Source organism: Pseudomonas nitroreducens, from assembly GCF_010994165.1.
GTDB lineage: Bacteria > Pseudomonadota > Gammaproteobacteria > Pseudomonadales > Pseudomonadaceae > Pseudomonas > Pseudomonas nitroreducens.
In genome coordinates, this window is record NZ_WMBX01000008.1 from 33268 (window position 1) to 48390 (window position 15123).

15 protein-coding genes and 1 tRNA gene are annotated in these 15123 nt (G+C 64.2%); 9 read left to right on the plus strand and 7 right to left on the minus strand.

What is annotated here, in order from left to right; translation table 11 throughout:
• The first annotated feature begins 10 nt into the window (after positions 1-10).
• Genes GJV37_RS27905 through GJV37_RS27915 form a run of 3 tightly spaced genes read left to right on the plus strand, consistent with a single transcriptional unit; the run spans position 11 to position 3424 of the window.
• The gene (locus tag GJV37_RS27905; protein ID WP_038803538.1) at positions 11-1300 is read left to right on the plus strand and encodes a murein hydrolase activator EnvC family protein; all 1290 of its coding nucleotides are present in this window, start codon (positions 11-13) and stop codon (positions 1298-1300) included.
• A gap of 27 nt (positions 1301-1327) precedes the next feature.
• Positions 1328-2638 (plus strand): S41 family peptidase, encoded by a 1311-nt coding sequence (locus GJV37_RS27910; RefSeq protein WP_024762247.1) that lies wholly within the window; start codon positions 1328-1330, stop codon positions 2636-2638.
• A 3-nt stretch (positions 2639-2641) separates the two neighbouring features.
• Positions 2642-3424, plus strand: a complete 783-nt coding sequence (locus GJV37_RS27915; protein ID WP_170858982.1) for a divergent polysaccharide deacetylase family protein — start codon at positions 2642-2644, stop codon at positions 3422-3424.
• A 124-nt stretch (positions 3425-3548) separates the two neighbouring features.
• Here GJV37_RS27915 and GJV37_RS27920 read toward each other — a convergent pair whose 3' ends face one another.
• The 7 genes from GJV37_RS27920 to hisB form a co-directional block, all read right to left on the minus strand.
• Positions 3549-4304, minus strand: coding sequence for a substrate-binding periplasmic protein (locus tag GJV37_RS27920; RefSeq protein WP_037012335.1), 756 nt, complete (start codon positions 4302-4304; stop codon positions 3549-3551).
• A gap of 152 nt (positions 4305-4456) precedes the next feature.
• Entirely contained in the window at positions 4457-5212 is a 756-nt protein-coding gene (locus tag GJV37_RS27925) for a substrate-binding periplasmic protein (protein WP_170859084.1), read from the minus strand.
• A 231-nt stretch (positions 5213-5443) separates the two neighbouring features.
• Positions 5444-6214 (minus strand): imidazole glycerol phosphate synthase subunit HisF, encoded by a 771-nt coding sequence (hisF, locus tag GJV37_RS27930; RefSeq protein WP_024762245.1) that lies wholly within the window; start codon positions 6212-6214, stop codon positions 5444-5446.
• Between the two features lie 23 nt (positions 6215-6237).
• Positions 6238-6975: a 1-(5-phosphoribosyl)-5-[(5-phosphoribosylamino)methylideneamino]imidazole-4-carboxamide isomerase gene (gene hisA, locus GJV37_RS27935; protein ID WP_024762243.1), complete on the minus strand. Its 738-nt coding sequence runs from the start codon at positions 6973-6975 to the stop codon at positions 6238-6240.
• A gap of 40 nt (positions 6976-7015) precedes the next feature.
• Positions 7016-7276, minus strand: a complete 261-nt coding sequence (locus GJV37_RS27940) for a DUF2164 domain-containing protein (protein WP_015479328.1) — start codon at positions 7274-7276, stop codon at positions 7016-7018.
• A 3-nt stretch (positions 7277-7279) separates the two neighbouring features.
• Positions 7280-7918, minus strand: coding sequence for an imidazole glycerol phosphate synthase subunit HisH (hisH, locus tag GJV37_RS27945; RefSeq protein ID WP_024762242.1), 639 nt, complete (start codon positions 7916-7918; stop codon positions 7280-7282).
• Positions 7918-8511 carry an imidazoleglycerol-phosphate dehydratase HisB gene (gene hisB, locus GJV37_RS27950; protein ID WP_015479330.1) on the minus strand — a complete coding sequence of 198 codons (594 nt, stop codon included), beginning with the start codon at positions 8509-8511 and terminating at the stop codon, positions 7918-7920. The genes hisH and hisB overlap by 1 nt, the downstream gene beginning before the upstream one ends.
• A gap of 139 nt (positions 8512-8650) precedes the next feature.
• On the opposite strand from hisB, the gene GJV37_RS27955 reads away from it, so the two are divergent.
• The 6 genes from GJV37_RS27955 to GJV37_RS27980 all read left to right on the plus strand — a co-directional run bounded on the left by GJV37_RS27955 (position 8651) and on the right by GJV37_RS27980 (position 14789).
• Positions 8651-9049, plus strand: a complete 399-nt coding sequence (locus GJV37_RS27955) for an acetyl-CoA sensor PanZ family protein (RefSeq protein WP_037012303.1) — start codon at positions 8651-8653, stop codon at positions 9047-9049.
• A gap of 141 nt (positions 9050-9190) precedes the next feature.
• On the plus strand, positions 9191-11419 hold the full coding sequence (locus GJV37_RS27960; RefSeq protein ID WP_170858984.1) for an AsmA family protein: 2229 nt from the start codon (positions 9191-9193) through the stop codon (positions 11417-11419).
• Entirely contained in the window at positions 11416-12483 is a 1068-nt protein-coding gene (gene mutY / locus GJV37_RS27965) for an A/G-specific adenine glycosylase (RefSeq protein ID WP_038803540.1), read from the plus strand. The genes GJV37_RS27960 and mutY overlap by 4 nt, the downstream gene beginning before the upstream one ends.
• Positions 12480-12752 (plus strand): oxidative damage protection protein, encoded by a 273-nt coding sequence (locus tag GJV37_RS27970; RefSeq protein ID WP_037012291.1) that lies wholly within the window; start codon positions 12480-12482, stop codon positions 12750-12752. Before mutY ends, GJV37_RS27970 begins: the two co-directional genes overlap by 4 nt.
• Positions 12753-12830: 78 nt before the next feature.
• Positions 12831-12906: transfer RNA gene (locus tag GJV37_RS27975), tRNA-Phe, on the plus strand.
• Positions 12907-13058: 152 nt separating this feature from the next.
• The gene (locus GJV37_RS27980) at positions 13059-14789 is read left to right on the plus strand and encodes a site-specific integrase (protein ID WP_246228455.1); all 1731 of its coding nucleotides are present in this window, start codon (positions 13059-13061) and stop codon (positions 14787-14789) included.
• Positions 14790-15123: the final 334 nt, after the last annotated feature.

Consider the following 15123-nt stretch of genomic DNA (forward strand, 5'->3'; position numbering starts at 1 on the left):
CCGCCGCCCAATGCCTCGCGCCCTCCTCCCGCTGCTGCTGATCTGCCTCCTGAGCCCGCTCCCGGCCGTTGCCGACGAACGCGCCGACGCCCAGCGTCAGCTGGAGCAGACGCAGAAAGACATCAACGAGCTGAAGAAAAACCTGAAGAACATCCAGGACGAAAAGTCCGGGGTGCAGAAGCAGCTCAAGTCCACCGAGACCCAGATGGGCGACCTGGAGAAGCAGATCAAGCAGATCCAGGACGAGATGAAGAAGAACGAGGAAGAACTGCAGCGCCTCGATTCAGAGAAAAAAAAACTCCAGGGCGCGCGCCTTGAGCAGCAGCGTCTGATCGCCATCCAGGCCCGCGCCGCCTACCAGAGCGGCCGCCAGGAATACCTCAAGCTGCTGCTGAACCAGGAGCACCCGGAGAAGTTCAGCCGCACCCTCACCTACTACGACTACATCAACAAGGCGCGCCTGGAGCAGCTCTCCGCCTTCAACGAGACCTTGCGCCAGCTGAGCAACGTCGAGCAGGAAATCACCTCGCAGAAGGACGAGCAGGTCGCCCAGCAGAGCGCCCTGGAAGCCCGTCGCCAGGAACTGGCCGACGCCCGCAAGGCGCGCCAGGAGACCCTGGCCAAGCTCAACAGCGATCTCAAGGACGGCAGCAGCAAGCTCAAGGACCGCGAACAGAGCCAGGAGGACCTCAACAAGGTACTCAAGACCATCGAGGAAACCCTCGCCCGCCAGGCCCGCGAAGCCGAGGAAGCGCGGCAGCGCGCCCTGGCCGCCGAGCGCGAGCGGGTCAAGCGCGAGCAGGAACTGGCGGCACGCGGCGAGAAGCCGGACACGCCCTCGAAGCGCCCCGATTACAGCGGCCCGCTGGTTTCCAGCGGCGCGGGTTTCGGCGGAGCCTTCGCCGCCACCAAGGGCAGGCTGCCCTGGCCGGTGGATGGCCGCGTGCTGGCGCGCTTCGGCAGCCCGCGTGGCGACGACCCCCGTGCCACCTGGGACGGCGTACTGATCGGCGCTTCTGCCGGCAGCACCGTGCGTGCCGTACATGGCGGCCGCGTGGTGTTCGCTGACTGGCTGCGCGGCTCCGGCCTACTGGTGATTCTCGACCACGGTGGTGGCTACCTGAGCCTTTATGGGCATAATCAAAGTCTTCTGAAGGACGCCGGCGATACCGTCAAAGCGGGCGATCCCATTGCAACCGTGGGAGCCAGCGGGGGTCAGAGTACCCCGGCGGTGTATTTTGCCATTCGCCATCAGGGCCGCCCGGCGGACCCTTCGACCTGGTGTCGCACGCAAGGATAAGCGGCGATCACGCATTAGGAGCCAAACATGTCGCAAGCTTTCCGTCTTACTACCCTGGCCCTGGCCTTGCTGCTCGGCGTCGGTGCGGTCCAGGCCGCCGACGCGCCGGCCGCATCTGCTGCGGCCAACGGCAAGGAGGCTCCGCTGCCGCTCGATGAGCTGCGCACCTTTGCCGAGGTCCTCGACCGGGTGAAGGCGGCCTATGTGGAACCGGTGGACGACAAGACGCTGCTGGAGAATGCCATCAAGGGCATGCTCAGCAACCTCGACCCGCACTCGGCGTACCTCGGCCCGGAAGAATTCGCCGAGCTGCAGGAAAGCACCAGCGGCGAGTTCGGTGGCCTGGGCATCGAGGTCGGCAGCGAGGATGGCTTCGTCAAGGTGATCTCGCCGATCGACGACACCCCCGCCGCCAACGCCGGCATCCAGCCGGGCGACCTGATCGTCAAGATCGACGGCAAGCCGACCAAGGGCCAGTCGATGAACGAGGCGGTGGACAGCATGCGCGGCAAGGCTGGCTCGCCGATCACCCTGACCATCGTGCGCGGCGGCGGCAAGCCGTTCGACGTCACCCTCAAGCGCGCCATCATCAAGGTCAAGAGCGTGAAGAGCCAGATGCTCGAACCGGGCTATGGCTACCTGCGCATCACCCAGTTCCAGGTCAACACCGGCGAGGAGACCGTCAAGGCGCTGGCCAAGCTGCGCAACGACAACAAGGGTAAGCTCAAGGGCGTGATCCTGGATCTGCGCAACAACCCTGGCGGCGTGCTGCAGTCGGCGGTGGAAGTGGCCGACGCCTTCCTCACCAAGGGTCTGATCGTCTACACCAAGGGCCGCATCCCCAACTCCGAGCTGCGCTTCTCCGCCGATCCGGCCGACCCGAGCGACGGTGTGCCGTTGGTGGTACTGATCAACGGCGGCAGCGCCTCGGCGGCAGAAATCGTCGCCGGCGCTCTGCAGGACCAGAAGCGCGGCATCCTCATGGGCACCGACAGCTTCGGCAAGGGCTCGGTGCAGACCGTGCTGCCGCTGAACAACGACCGCGCCCTGAAGCTCACCACCGCGCTGTACTACACCCCCAACGGCCGCTCCATCCAGGCCCAGGGCATCACCCCGGACATTGAGGTGGAACGCGCCAAGGTGACCCGCGAGAAGAGCGAGTTCGACGGGTTCAAGGAAGCCGACCTGCAGGGCCACCTGGCCAACGGCAATGGTGGCCAGGATCGTCCGACCGCCTCCGGCAAGCCGCCGGAGGATCGCCCGCAGGATGGCGACTACCAGCTCAGCCAAGCCCTCAGCCTGCTGAAAGGACTCAGCGTCAGCCGCGGCAACAACTGACCGATGCGCCCGGCCCGGCTGCTACTGAGCCTGTGCCTGGGTGCGTTGCTGTGCCTGCCGGTGGCCGCCGCGCCCCGGCCGGATGGCAGCAAGCCGCTGGTCAGCATCGTCATCGACGACCTCGGGCAGAATCTGGCGCGCGACCGCCAGGTGCTCGACATATCCTCCGCCATCGCCCTGGCGATCATCCCCGACACGCCCCACGCCGCCGAGCTTGCGCGCGAGGCGCACCAGCGCGGGCGCACCGTGATGCTGCACATGCCGATGGACCCGGCCCGCGGTGACTTCGCCTGGAGCCCTGAGCTGACCCAGGACGAAAGAGCTCGGCGTCTGGACGCCGCGCTGGCAAAAGTCCCCTATGTGCAAGGCCTGAACAACCACGAAGGCAGCCGCATGACGGCCGACCGCCCGGCCATGGCCTGGCTGGCCGCGGAGCTGCAGCGCCGCCATCTGTTCCTCCTCGACAGCCGCACCAGCGCTGCCACCGTAGCCGCCGCCGAGGCGCAGAAGATCGGCCTCGCCAGCCTCTCGCGGGACGTATTCCTCGATGACGACCCGAGCGAAGCCGCAGTGATGGAGCAGATGCAGCGCGGCCTGCAACTGGCGCGCAAGCAGGGCACGGTGGTGATGATCGGCCACCCGAAGCCGGCGACCCTGGCGGTGCTCAAGCGTGTTTTGCCGACGCTGAAGGCCCAGGGCTTCGAGCTGGTGAAACCGCCGTTGATGATCGCCGAGCGCGGCAACCGCGCCATGGCGGGGCATGGGCGGGATGGGATTTACCGCTGACTTTCCCGGCGAGCACTGCACCCGCCAAGCGCACGGATAACTCCCTCTCCCTTCAGGGAGAGGGAGCCGACTGAGCGGAGTGCAGCCAAATCTTCAGCCGGTCATCCCGCACACCCGTCCCTGCTTACAGGTAGTTATTGGTCGCCTGCTCGATGAAGCCATCGGCGCGCATCTCGTCCAGCGCCTTCTGCAGCTTGGCCACCACCTCGTCCGGCGTATCCTTGTTGATCGCCAGGTACAACTGCGCCTCATTGAAACGCAGCACGGTCTGCAGGCCGGACACGCCCTCCTGCTTGGCCAGGTAGCGACCCACGGGATCGGTGGTGGCCCAGAGGTCGATTTCGCCGGTGGTCAGCTTCTTCACGTTTTCCTGATCGCGCAGCGCGTTGAGCACCGGGATGCCCTGGCTCTCCAGGTTCTGGCTGACGGCGTCGTTCTTGTAGGCACCGAGCTTGTACTTGGCGGCGTCCTTGAGGTCCTTCACCTTGATCGAACTGCCCGGCGGCGCCAGCAGCACCCAGTGGGTCTTGGCGATCGGCCCGACCCACTTGAACAGCGGCACGCGCTCGGGCGTATAGGTGGTGGAGAACAGCCCGTAGTCGGGCTTGTCGAGGGCCAGTTTGTACAGGCGGTCCCAGGGGAAACGCAGGCTCAGGCTGTACTGGATGCCGGCGCGCTTGAACATCTCGCGAACGATATCGGCGCTGATGCCGTCGATACCCTCATCACGGGCGAAGTTCTTGTCGTCCACCGCCATGTTGAACGGCGGGAAGTTCTCGGTGAGCAGCACCATCTTGTAATCGGCGGGCAACTCGGCGCGGGCCGTGGCGGCCCCCAGCAACAGACCCAGGGTCAGGGTCTTGATCAGGACTTTCAGCATGGTCATACCGCTCGCTTGGTTATCGTTATTGGGCTTGCGGCATCCCTGCAGAGGGGACGGAATACTTCGCTCGTCTGCCTTCCGTGGCAAAACCGGCGCCGAGGGATGTCGGCGCCAAACACGAAGGCCGGCGAGTAGCCGGCCTTCGGGTGTCACAGGTAACTGTTGAGTACGTCGTCGACGAAACCTTCGGCGCGCATCTTGTCCAGCGCCGCCTGCAGCTTCTGCACCACGGCATCCGGGGTCTCGCGGTTCAGCGCGAGGAACAGCTGGTCGCTATTGAAACGCAGCACGGTCTTCAGGCCGGTGACGCCAACCTGCTTGGCCAGGTAGCGACCCGCCGGGTCACCGCTGGCCCAAAGGTCGATCTGGCCGTCGCGCAGCTTGGCGGCGTTCTCCTGGTCACGCAGCGCCAGCACCGGCTCGAAGCCGTGCTCGCTCAGGTACTGGGCAATGGCGTCGCCCTTGTAGGCGCCGACGCGATATTTCTTCGCTTCGTCCAGATTGTTCAGGCTGATCGGGCTGTCGGCCTTGGCCAGCAGCACCCAGTCGTCCGGACCGATCGGGCCGACCCACCTGAACTGGCTTTCGCGCTCGGGCAGGCGGGCGGTGACGAACACGCCGTAGCCGGGCTTCTCCAGCGCCAGCTTGTAGATGCGGTCCCAGGGGAAGCGCAGGGTCAGGCTGTACTGCACGCCGGCGCGCTTGAACATCTCCTTGACGATATCCACGGCGATGCCGTCGATGCTGTCTTCCTGGGCGAAGTTCTTGCCGTTGATGGCCATGTTGTAAGGGGGGAAGTTCTCGGTGAGCAGCACCACGCTGTAATCCGAAGAATCCGTTTCGGCCCTTGCCGCACCGGCCAGAAGCAGGCCGCAGCCTAGCCATGCGAGCAGAATGCGCTTCAGCATCGAGATATTTCCTGCGTATGACATTTCTGAGAAGGCGGAGAGCTTACTCGGAGAATTGACGCCAATAAACCCTATGAATATGGCAACGGGACATGGATACGCCATTACCTTGACTGAAGCCTTCGGCTAGCAAGCTTCGTGCGCAGGAAGGGGATGCGGCCACCGGACGCAGGAGAGAAAGGCTCGCGATAGAGCCATCGGGCCGGGAGAACCCCGGCCCGGAAGGGATCAGCGCACGACGATGCCGCGGCTGGCCAGGTAAGCCTTGGCTTCCGGCACGCTGTACTCGCCGAAGTGGAAGATGCTCGCCGCCAGAACCGCGTCGGCCTTGCCTTCGATGATGCCGGCGGCCAGGTGCTCCAGGTTGCCGACACCGCCGGAAGCGATCACCGGAACGCCCACAGCCTCACTGATGGCGCGGGTCACGCCCAGGTCGTAGCCGCTTTTGACGCCGTCCTGATCCATGCTGGTCAGCAGGATTTCACCGGCGCCCAGGCCTTCCATCTTCTTCGCCCACTCCACGGCATCCAGCCCGGTAGGCTTGCGGCCGCCGTGGGTGAAGATTTCCCAGCGCGGGGTTTCGCCGGGGGCCGACACTTTCTTGGCGTCGATGGCGACCACGATGCACTGCGAGCCGAAGCGCGCGGCGGCTTCGCCGACGAATTCCGGGGTGAATACCGCGGCGGTGTTGATGGAGACCTTGTCCGCACCGGCATTGAGCAGGTTGCGGATGTCCTGCACTGTCCTGACGCCGCCGCCCACGGTCAGCGGGATGAACACCTGGCTGGCCATGCGCTCGACGGTATGCAGAGTAGTGTCGCGGCCATCGACGCTGGCGGTGATGTCGAGGAAGGTGATCTCGTCCGCGCCCTGCTCGTCGTAGCGACGGGCGATTTCCACCGGGTCGCCGGCATCGCGGATGTTCTCGAACTTGACGCCCTTCACCACGCGGCCGTTGTCCACGTCGAGGCAGGGAATGATGCGTTTAGCCAGTGCCATGTCAGGGTTCCCCGTGGTTCAGCTCAGCCCTTGAAGGCGTCGCACAGTGCCTGGGCCTCGGCGACGTCCAGGGTGCCTTCGTAGATCGCGCGACCGGTGATGGCGCCGACGATGCCCGGTGTGCGGGCGTCCAGCAGCTTCTGGATGTCGCCCAGGTTGTGGATGCCGCCCGAAGCGATCACCGGAATGCGCGTGGCGTTGGCCAGGGCAGCAGTAGCTTCGACGTTGCAGCCCTGCATCATGCCGTCCTTCGCGATGTCGGTGTAGACGATCGCCGAGACGCCATCGGCCTCGAAACGCTTGGCCAGGTCGATGACCTGTACCGAGCTCACTTCCGCCCAGCCATCGGTGGCGACGAAGCCGTCTTTCGCGTCGAGGCCAACGATGACCTTGCCCGGGAATGCCTTGCAGGCTTCGGCGACAAATTCCGGCTGCTTCACTGCCTTGGTGCCGATGATCACGTAGCTGACGCCGGCGCGGACGTAGTGCTCGATGGTTTCCAGCGAACGGATGCCGCCGCCGATCTGAATCGGCAGGTTCGGGTAGCGCTTGGCGATGGCGGTGACCACTTCACCGTTGACCGGCTTGCCTTCGAAGGCGCCGTTCAGGTCCACCAGGTGCAGACGACGGCATCCGCCCTCCACCCACTTGGCGGCCATGGATACCGGGTCATCGGAGAAGACGGTGGCGTCTTCCATCAGGCCCTGGCGCAGGCGCACGCAGGCGCCGTCTTTCAGATCGATTGCGGGGATGATCAGCATGGGTTGAACCTGCTCGAATCCAAAGATGAATGGGGTCGGGTCAGCTCTTCTCGAGCGCCCACAAGTCGCTTTCGATGCTCTCGAACCGGTCTTTCAGGTGAGATTGCACGTCGAAGATCGCCTTGTTGTAGAACAGCGGGCCGAACTCGCGCATGAAGAAATCCAGCGCCTCCTCGGCCTCGAAGGAGCCGACATCCAGCTCGAAACGGTCTTCGAGGAAACGCTGGATGGCCCGCGCCGCACTCTGGCGCTGGGCGCCATCGAGTTCGAGGATCGCGGGCTTGTCCTTCTGGCGGGCCATGGCTTACCAGCGGCCATCCCAGGCGGCGAAGTTCTGCAACAACTGCAGGCCATGGGTATGGCTCTTCTCCGGGTGGAACTGCACGGCGAAGCGCGAGCCATCGGCCAGCGCAGCGGCGAAATCACGCCCGTAATGGCCGCGGCCGACCACCTGGCGCGGGTTGCCCGCCTCGATGTAGTAGCTGTGCACGAAGTAGAAGCGCGCGTTGTTCGGGATGTCGTGCCACAGCGGGTGGTCGACGCCCTGCGCCACTTCGTTCCAGCCCATGTGCGGCACCTTCAGGTGCTCGCCGTCCTCGTGCAGGTCCTTGCCGAAGAAGCGCACCTGGCCGGGGAACAGACCGATGCAGTCGACACCGTCATTCTCTTCACTACGCTCCATCAGCGCCTGCATGCCGACGCAGATGCCGAGGAACGGACGGTCCTGGCTGACTTCACGCACCAGGCTGTCGAAGCCCAGGCGCTTGATCTCGGCCATGCAGTCGCGGATCGCGCCGACGCCGGGGAACACCACGCGGTCCGCCTCGCGGATCACATTGGCGTCGCTGGTCACCAGTACGCGCCCGGCGCCCACGCGCTCCAGCGCCTTGGACACCGAGTGCAGGTTGCCCATGCCGTAGTCGATGACGGCGACAGTCTGCATTACAGGCACCCTTTGGTGGACGGCATCTGGCCGGCCATGCGCTCGTCCAGTTCGATGGCCATGCGCAGCGCGCGGCCGAAGGCCTTGAACACGGTTTCGATCTGGTGGTGGGTGTTGTGCCCACGCAGGTTGTCGATGTGCAGGGTGACGTTGGCGTGGTTGACGAAGCCCTGGAAGAACTCCATGAACAGGTCCACGTCGAAGCCGCCGACGCTGGCGCGGGTGAACGGCACGTGCATCTGCAGGCCGGGGCGGCCGGAGAAGTCGATGACCACACGCGACAGCGCCTCGTCCAGCGGCACGTAGGCATGGCCGTAGCGGCGGATGCCCTTCTTGTCGCCGATAGCCTTGGCGAAGGCCTGGCCGAGGGTGATGCCGATGTCTTCGACGGTATGGTGGTCGTCGATATGCAGGTCGCCCTTGCACTCGATGTCCAGGTCGATCAGGCCGTGGCGGGCGATCTGGTCCATCATGTGCTCGAGGAAGGGAACCCCGGTATCGAAGCGGGCCTTGCCCGTTCCATCCAGGTCGATGGAAACCTTGATCTGGGTTTCCAGGGTGTCGCGCGCGACGGATGCCTTGCGTTCGGCCATCACCAGCTCCACAGCTAACACTGCACGTAATTATAAGAAGGGCCGGCATTATAGGCGCGCAGGGCGCTGCGCCGCTACGGGCGGTGGTCGGCGCTGGCCGATGGTCCTACACTGCGCGGCCCGAATACGAGGATCGAGCATGCCCGTCGTCGTCCAGCACCTGACCCAGCCCAGCGACCAGGACCGCCAGGACCTGCTGAAGATCTACGCCGACGCGCCCGACTGGCTGCTGGCGCCCTTCCCAGACGCCGGCGAGCTGGTCGAACGTGGACTTGCCGACGGCCTGCTGTTCACCGGGCGCTTCAATGATCGCCTGCTGGGCGCCGCCTGGATCGAGCGCGATGGCGATACCTGGCGGCTTTCCCGCCTCTGCGTGCGCCAGGTCACCCGCGGACGCGGCGTGGCCCGCCGCCTGCTCGAAGAGGCGCAGCGCCTGGCTGTGCTGCAAGGGGCCGCGCTGCGGCTGACAGCACCTGACGGCAAACACGAAGCGGCTGTTTTCGCCGAGCATCTCGGCCTGACACTGGAAACGACCTGATCGCGTTCATGACGGGAACCGAGCGCCGCGTCCCCGTTCCAACTCCGCAATAACGCCACCCTGCCCTGCGGGCTGGGGTGCCGGCGCGTCATTGGTATACTCCTTCGCCATTCCATTCGCCGCCTGAACAAGGACCCGTCCATGAAAGCGTTCGGCAAACTCATCGGCATCATTGCCCTGGTCCTGCTGCTGCTCATCGTCGCCGCCGGCTTCCTGCTGACCCACTTCTTCGACCCGAACGACTACAAGGACGAGATCCGCCAGCTCGCCCGGGACAAGGCCAACCTCGAACTGAACCTCAAGGGCGATATCGGCTGGAGCCTGTTCCCCTGGCTCGGGCTGGAATTGCATGACACCAGCGTGGCGAGCCTGCAGACCCCGGACAAGCCGTTTGCCGACGCCCAGTTGCTGGCCATGTCCGTGCGCGTGCTGCCGCTGCTGCGCAAGGAAGTGCAGATGAGCGATATCCGCGTCGAAGGCCTGACCCTTTCCCTGAACAGGGACAAGGCCGGCGTCGGCAACTGGGAAAGCATCGGCAAGCCCGCCCAGCCCGCCGCCGGCACGCCGCCTGCCGCACAACCAGCGCCCGTACCGACCGAGCAGGCCAAGGCCGACGCCCAGCAATCCCACCAGGCGATGAAGCTGGACATCGACAGCCTCAACGTGAAGAACGCGCGTATCGACTACGCCGACGCCCAGAGCGGCAAGACCTACAGCGTCGAGGGTCTCGAGCTGACCACCGGGGCCATCCGCGAAGGCAGCAACATCCCGCTCAAGCTCAGCGCCTACCTGGGCACCAACCAGCCGGTGATCCGCGCCCGCACCGAACTGACCGGCAACCTGCGCTTCGACCGCGCGCTCAAGCGCTACCAGCTCGAAGACGCCAAGCTCTCCGGCGAAGTTTCCGGCGACCAGTTCCAGGGCAAGACCGCCAACTACAGTGCCCAGGGCCAGCTGGTACTCGACCAGGCAGCCCAGGTTGCCGAGTGGAATGGCCTGAAGGTCACCGTCAACCAGCTGCGCGCCCTCGGCGAGATCAAGGCCCGCGAGCTGGACAAGGAACCCAAGTTCGATGGCGGCCTGTCGCTGGCGCCGTTCAATCTGCGCGAATTCCTCGAAAGCATCGGCCAGACCCTGCCGGAAATGGCCGACGCCACCACCCTCACCAAGCTCGAACTGGCCACCCGCGTCAGCGGCACCCGCAACAGCCTGACCTTGAACGACCTCAAGCTGAAGCTGGACGACAGCAGCTTCAGCGGCAACCTCGGCATCGCCGACTTCGGCAAGCAGGCCATCCGCGCCCAGTTGTCCGGCGACAAGCTGAACCTCGACCGCTACCTGCCGGCCAAGGTCAAGCAGGCCCAGGACGCCACCAACAGCGCACGCAAGGCTGAAGTTGCCAGTACCGAGCAGAGCGCTATCAAAGGCGACACTCCGCTGCCCAACCAGCCGACCCAGCAGGCCTGGAGCGACACGCCGCTGCTGCCTATCGCCCGCCTGCGTGCACTGGACCTGGACGCCAGCCTGACCCTCGGCCAGCTGATCCTGGACAAGCTGCCCATCGACAACGCCGTGCTCAAGCTGCGCGGCCAGGGTGGCCTGCTCAACCTCGACGACATGCGCGGCGAGCTCTACGACGGCAGGTTCAACGCGAGCGCCAGCCTCGACGTGCGCCAGGACGTACCGACGCTGAAGGCCAAGAAACACATCGCCGACATACCGGTGGAGCGCCTGCTCGAATCCCAGGGCCAGAAGCCGCCGGTAAAGGGCCTGCTCGATCTGGATGCCGACATCACCACCCAGGGCAACAGTCAAAAGGCCTGGATCGACAACCTCAACGGCACCGCGCGCTTCGTCATGACCCAGGGCGTGCTGCTCAACGCCAACCTCGAACAACAACTGTGCCAGGGCATCGCCACGCTCAACCGCAAGTCGCTGACCGCCGAGCACGGCGGCAAGGACACCCCGTTCCGCGAACTGCAGGGCAACCTCACCTTCCGCAACGGCGTGGCCAGCAACCCGGACCTCAAGGCCAGCATTCCCGGCCTGACCGTCAAGGCTGACGGCGACCTCGACCTGCGTGTACTGGGCATGGACTACCGCGTCGGCGTGACCATCGAAGGCGACAAGAGCGACATGCCCGATCCGGCCTGCGAAGTGAACAAGCGCTATGTCGGCATCGAGTGGCCGCTGCGCTGCCGCGGCCCGCTGGAGCTGGGCGCCAAGGCCTGTCGCCTGGACAAGGACGGCATCGGCAAGATCGCCGCACGGTTGGCCGGGGACCGGCTGAACCAGAAACTCGAAGAGAAGCTCGGCGACAAGGTCAGTCCCGAACTCAAAGACGCACTCAAAGGGCTGTTCAAGAAGTGACCCCGCAAAGCTTCAACTCGGCCGTGCTCGACTGGTTCGACACGCACGGCCGCCATGACCTGCCCTGGCAGCAGAACATCACGCCCTATCGGGTGTGGGTCTCGGAAATCATGCTGCAGCAGACCCAGGTCAGCACCGTGATGGGCTACTACGACCGCTTCATGACGGCGCTGCCCACCGTGGCCGATCTCGCGAATGCGCCGGAAGACGAAGTACTGCACCTGTGGACGGGCCTGGGCTACTACACCCGCGCCCGTAATCTGCACAAGACCGCCAAGCGGGTCATGGAGCAGCACGGCGGCGAATTCCCCCGTGACGTCGAGCAGCTCGCCGAGCTGCCTGGCATCGGCCGCTCCACCGCCGGCGCCATCGCCAGCATCTCCATGGGCCTGCGCGCGCCGATCCTCGACGGCAACGTCAAGCGCGTGCTGGCGCGCTACCTGGCCTGCGACGGCTATCCGGGCGAGCCGAAAGTGGCCAAGCAACTGTGGGACGCCGCCGAACGCTTCACGCCACAGGAGCGGGTCAACCACTACACCCAGGCGATGATGGACCTGGGCGCCACGCTCTGCACCCGCAGCAAGCCGAGTTGCCTGCTCTGCCCGCTGCGTGAGGGCTGCCGCGCGCACTTCCTCGGCCGCGAGACCGATTTCCCGGTGTCCAAGCCGCGCAAGGCGCTGCCGCAGAAGCGCACGCTGATGCCGATCCTGGCCAATCGCGAGGGCGACATCCTGCTCTATCGCCGTCCGTCGACCGGCCTCTGGGGCGGCCTGTGGAGCTTCCCCGAGTTGGAGGACCTGGCCGCCCTCGACCCGCTGGCCCAGCGCCACGCCCTTCGCCTGGGCGAGCGCCGCGAACTGCCCGGCCTGACCCATACCTTCAGCCACTTCCAGCTGGCCATCGAGCCCTGGCTGGTGCGCGTCGAAGACGCAACCCCCGCCGTGGCCGAGGCCGACTGGCTCTGGTATAACCTCGCCACCCCGCCCCGGCTCGGCCTTGCCGCCCCGGTGAAGAAGCTGCTCAAACGAGCCGCCGACGTGTTGAACGCAGGAGAAATGTCATGACCCGACTGGTGATGTGCCGCAAATACAAAGAAGAGCTGCCCGGCCTCGATCGCGCGCCCTATCCCGGGGCCAAGGGCCAGGACATCTACGAGCACGTTTCGAAGAAAGCCTGGGAAGAATGGCAGAAGCACCAGACCATGCTGATCAACGAGCGTCGCCTGAACATGATGAACGCCGAGGATCGCAAGTTCCTCAGCACCGAAATGGACAAGTTCCTCAGCGGCGAGGAATACGCGCAGGCCGAAGGCTACGTCCCGCCCAGCGCGTAAGCTCCGGTATTATTTGAAAAATTTTTTCGCGGCACGCTTGACACCCTTTCCGAAAACCCTTTTAATGCGCGCCACGTTGCCCAGGTAGCTCAGTTGGTAGAGCAGGGGATTGAAAATCCCCGTGTCGGCGGTTCGATTCCGTCCCTGGGCACCAAGACACCTAAGCCCCTGATCTTGAAAGAGATCAGGGGTTTTGTCTTTCTGAGGCATGGCTAAAGCCCACCCGACTGGTACACAAGGTGGGTACACATGGCCGACTCCAGCCGTATGATCAGCGGATCACCCCGATACCGCGCACGATCCTTCATGGCACAGCCCTTCAAGCATCCCACGAGCGGAGTGTTCTACCTCCGCCGCCGCGTTCCCGATGAACTGCGTAGCGTCCTTGGCCGCGAGTACAAGCGATCTCTCAAGACACGCGATCCCAGCGAAGCGAAAGCACGCTTTGCCGCCGAGTACAGCAAGAGCGAAGAAGCCTTCTCGATAGCACGCGCGCAACTAGCAGGCACAGAGTCGCTTGGTCATCGCGATATCCAGCAGTTGGCTGCTCGCTGGTTTCGCAGGTGCCTCGATGAAATGGAGAGGACCGGAGAGTTCAGGACCTGCCTTATGCCTGGGACGATAACAACCTGGGAGTCTCCTTTCGGGCCCGTCGAGGAGCAGGAATGGATTAGTCTCCGCGAAGCACTGGACACGGGAAGCGAGACAGATATCGATGCAGAAGCCCTGTCGAACGCCCGGCAAACTCTTAAAGCCGAACACATACCGCTGCCAGCAGCCAATTCGACAACGCGGTCTGCCCTAGTAGCGGCATTTCGCGATCACCTGCTAAGACTTTCGGACCTAGCGAAGCAGAGGCACGAAGGCGACTGGCTGGCAAAAGTCGATCTCATCGATCAGCAGCCACTCGATATTAGGCGTCAGGGAAACACCCAGACAACCAAGCTTCTCGCATGCTTTGAAAGCTACGCTAAAGCCAAGACGCTGGATGACGGCGACAACCGCAGCACACGGAAGACTCTGGATGAGTTTCGCAGCACCATTCGCCGATTCACCGAGCTCTTCGGGGACATGCAAGTCGATAAGATCACCCGTGGTACGGTGCAAAACTACCGGGCCAAGCTGGCTGAAATGCCAGTGAAGACCAAGGGAGCGGCGAAACTTACGGCTCAGGCACTGATTGATAAAGCCAAAGCAGAGTCCCTTCCCCTGCTATCTACCGCGACCATACGCAATCGACTCCGCGCCTTGTCCGCTGTGCTGGGCTACGCCGTTCGCATGGATTGGATCAAGGAAAACCCCGTGGAAGCATCGGGAGTAGCAAAGGCTGCCAGCAAAACCGCAGTCACCAAAGGAGCCCGACGCAGGAAGGACTACACCGCGACCGAGCTCCAGGAAATATTCAGCAGCCCGGTGTTCACCCATGCAGGATGGCAACCCCCTCGCCAAGACTTCGGGAAAGCGTGGTACTGGCTACCCCTGCTCATGTACTACACAGGAGCCCGTCGCGAAGAGCTTGCCCAGCTCGCCGCTGCTGACGTAATGAGGGACGAGGCAGGGGTTCCCTACCTATCGATTCTGGCGACTCATGAAGAGGCTCCTAGAGGCCCTAGCACCCCCACCGATGGGCGCACCGTCAAGACAGAAGGTAGCCGGCGCCGTGTCCCCCTTCACCCCGACCTGATCCACCTAGGCTTTCTGGAGTACGCGGACAACCTACCTCCGAGGGGGCAGCTATTCCCCCACCTCAAAGCCTCTCCAGCGGGCTTCTACGGCGCGAACTGGGGTAAGGCCTGGGCCAAGTACCTGAGAGAGGTGGCGCACATCAGCAGCCCTGCCAGCCCCTCCCACGGCTTTCGACACACGCTCAAGACCCTAAGCAGGGGGGCAGGTATCCCTGAGGATATCCACGACGCCATCACGGGGCATAGCGATGGCAGTGTTAGCAGGGATTACGGAACCATGCCCCTTTCAAGAATCGTGGAAGAGCTCGCCAAGTATCCTTCTGTACCGGGACTCGCCATTCAAGCCAAGTAAGCGTCGGCACCAGAATCGGAAGGGGGAGCACCAACTCCCCCCCAACCCCCCTCGCAGATACAGATAACTCTGACCCATCGATGACTTGATCTCATATATAACCTATTCATCATCACTTACTCTCGTCCGCCCGCTTCGCGGTCGTCCTCGCCCTTCTCCCTCGGACACTCCCTCCCTCCGCCTTCCCGCCCACAAAAGCTATGGGCTGCTGGTATAGGTCGTCGGTCGCTCCAGGTGTCGTCGGTCGTTAGGTACGTAAGCCTTCCATCCAGATAGGGAGCCAATTGCGACGGGCTGCTGATTCCTCATCCTGATAGTGTGCCAATTTCAACTC

Bases quoted from the DNA above. Each gene is read 5' to 3' on its own strand.
- GJV37_RS27970 (WP_037012291.1), top strand. From the start codon at position 12,480: ATGACCCGACTGGTGATGTGCCGCAAATACAAAGAAGAGCTGCCCGGC.
- GJV37_RS27910 (WP_024762247.1), top strand. From the start codon at position 1,328: ATGTCGCAAGCTTTCCGTCTTACTACCCTGGCCCTGGCCTTGCTGCTC.
- hisB (WP_015479330.1), bottom strand. From the start codon at position 8,511: ATGGCCGAACGCAAGGCATCCGTCGCGCGCGACACCCTGGAAACCCAG.
- GJV37_RS27915 (WP_170858982.1), top strand. From the start codon at position 2,642: ATGCGCCCGGCCCGGCTGCTACTGAGCCTGTGCCTGGGTGCGTTGCTG.
- GJV37_RS27960 (WP_170858984.1), top strand. From the start codon at position 9,191: ATGAAAGCGTTCGGCAAACTCATCGGCATCATTGCCCTGGTCCTGCTG.
- hisF (WP_024762245.1), bottom strand. From the start codon at position 6,214: ATGGCACTGGCTAAACGCATCATTCCCTGCCTCGACGTGGACAACGGC.
- GJV37_RS27905 (WP_038803538.1), top strand. From the start codon at position 11: ATGCCTCGCGCCCTCCTCCCGCTGCTGCTGATCTGCCTCCTGAGCCCG.
- GJV37_RS27920 (WP_037012335.1), bottom strand. From the start codon at position 4,304: ATGCTGAAAGTCCTGATCAAGACCCTGACCCTGGGTCTGTTGCTGGGG.
- hisH (WP_024762242.1), bottom strand. From the start codon at position 7,918: ATGCAGACTGTCGCCGTCATCGACTACGGCATGGGCAACCTGCACTCG.
- GJV37_RS27955 (WP_037012303.1), top strand. From the start codon at position 8,651: ATGCCCGTCGTCGTCCAGCACCTGACCCAGCCCAGCGACCAGGACCGC.
- hisA (WP_024762243.1), bottom strand. From the start codon at position 6,975: ATGCTGATCATCCCCGCAATCGATCTGAAAGACGGCGCCTGCGTGCGC.
- GJV37_RS27980 (WP_246228455.1), top strand. From the start codon at position 13,059: ATGGCACAGCCCTTCAAGCATCCCACGAGCGGAGTGTTCTACCTCCGC.
- GJV37_RS27940 (WP_015479328.1), bottom strand. From the start codon at position 7,276: ATGGCCCGCCAGAAGGACAAGCCCGCGATCCTCGAACTCGATGGCGCC.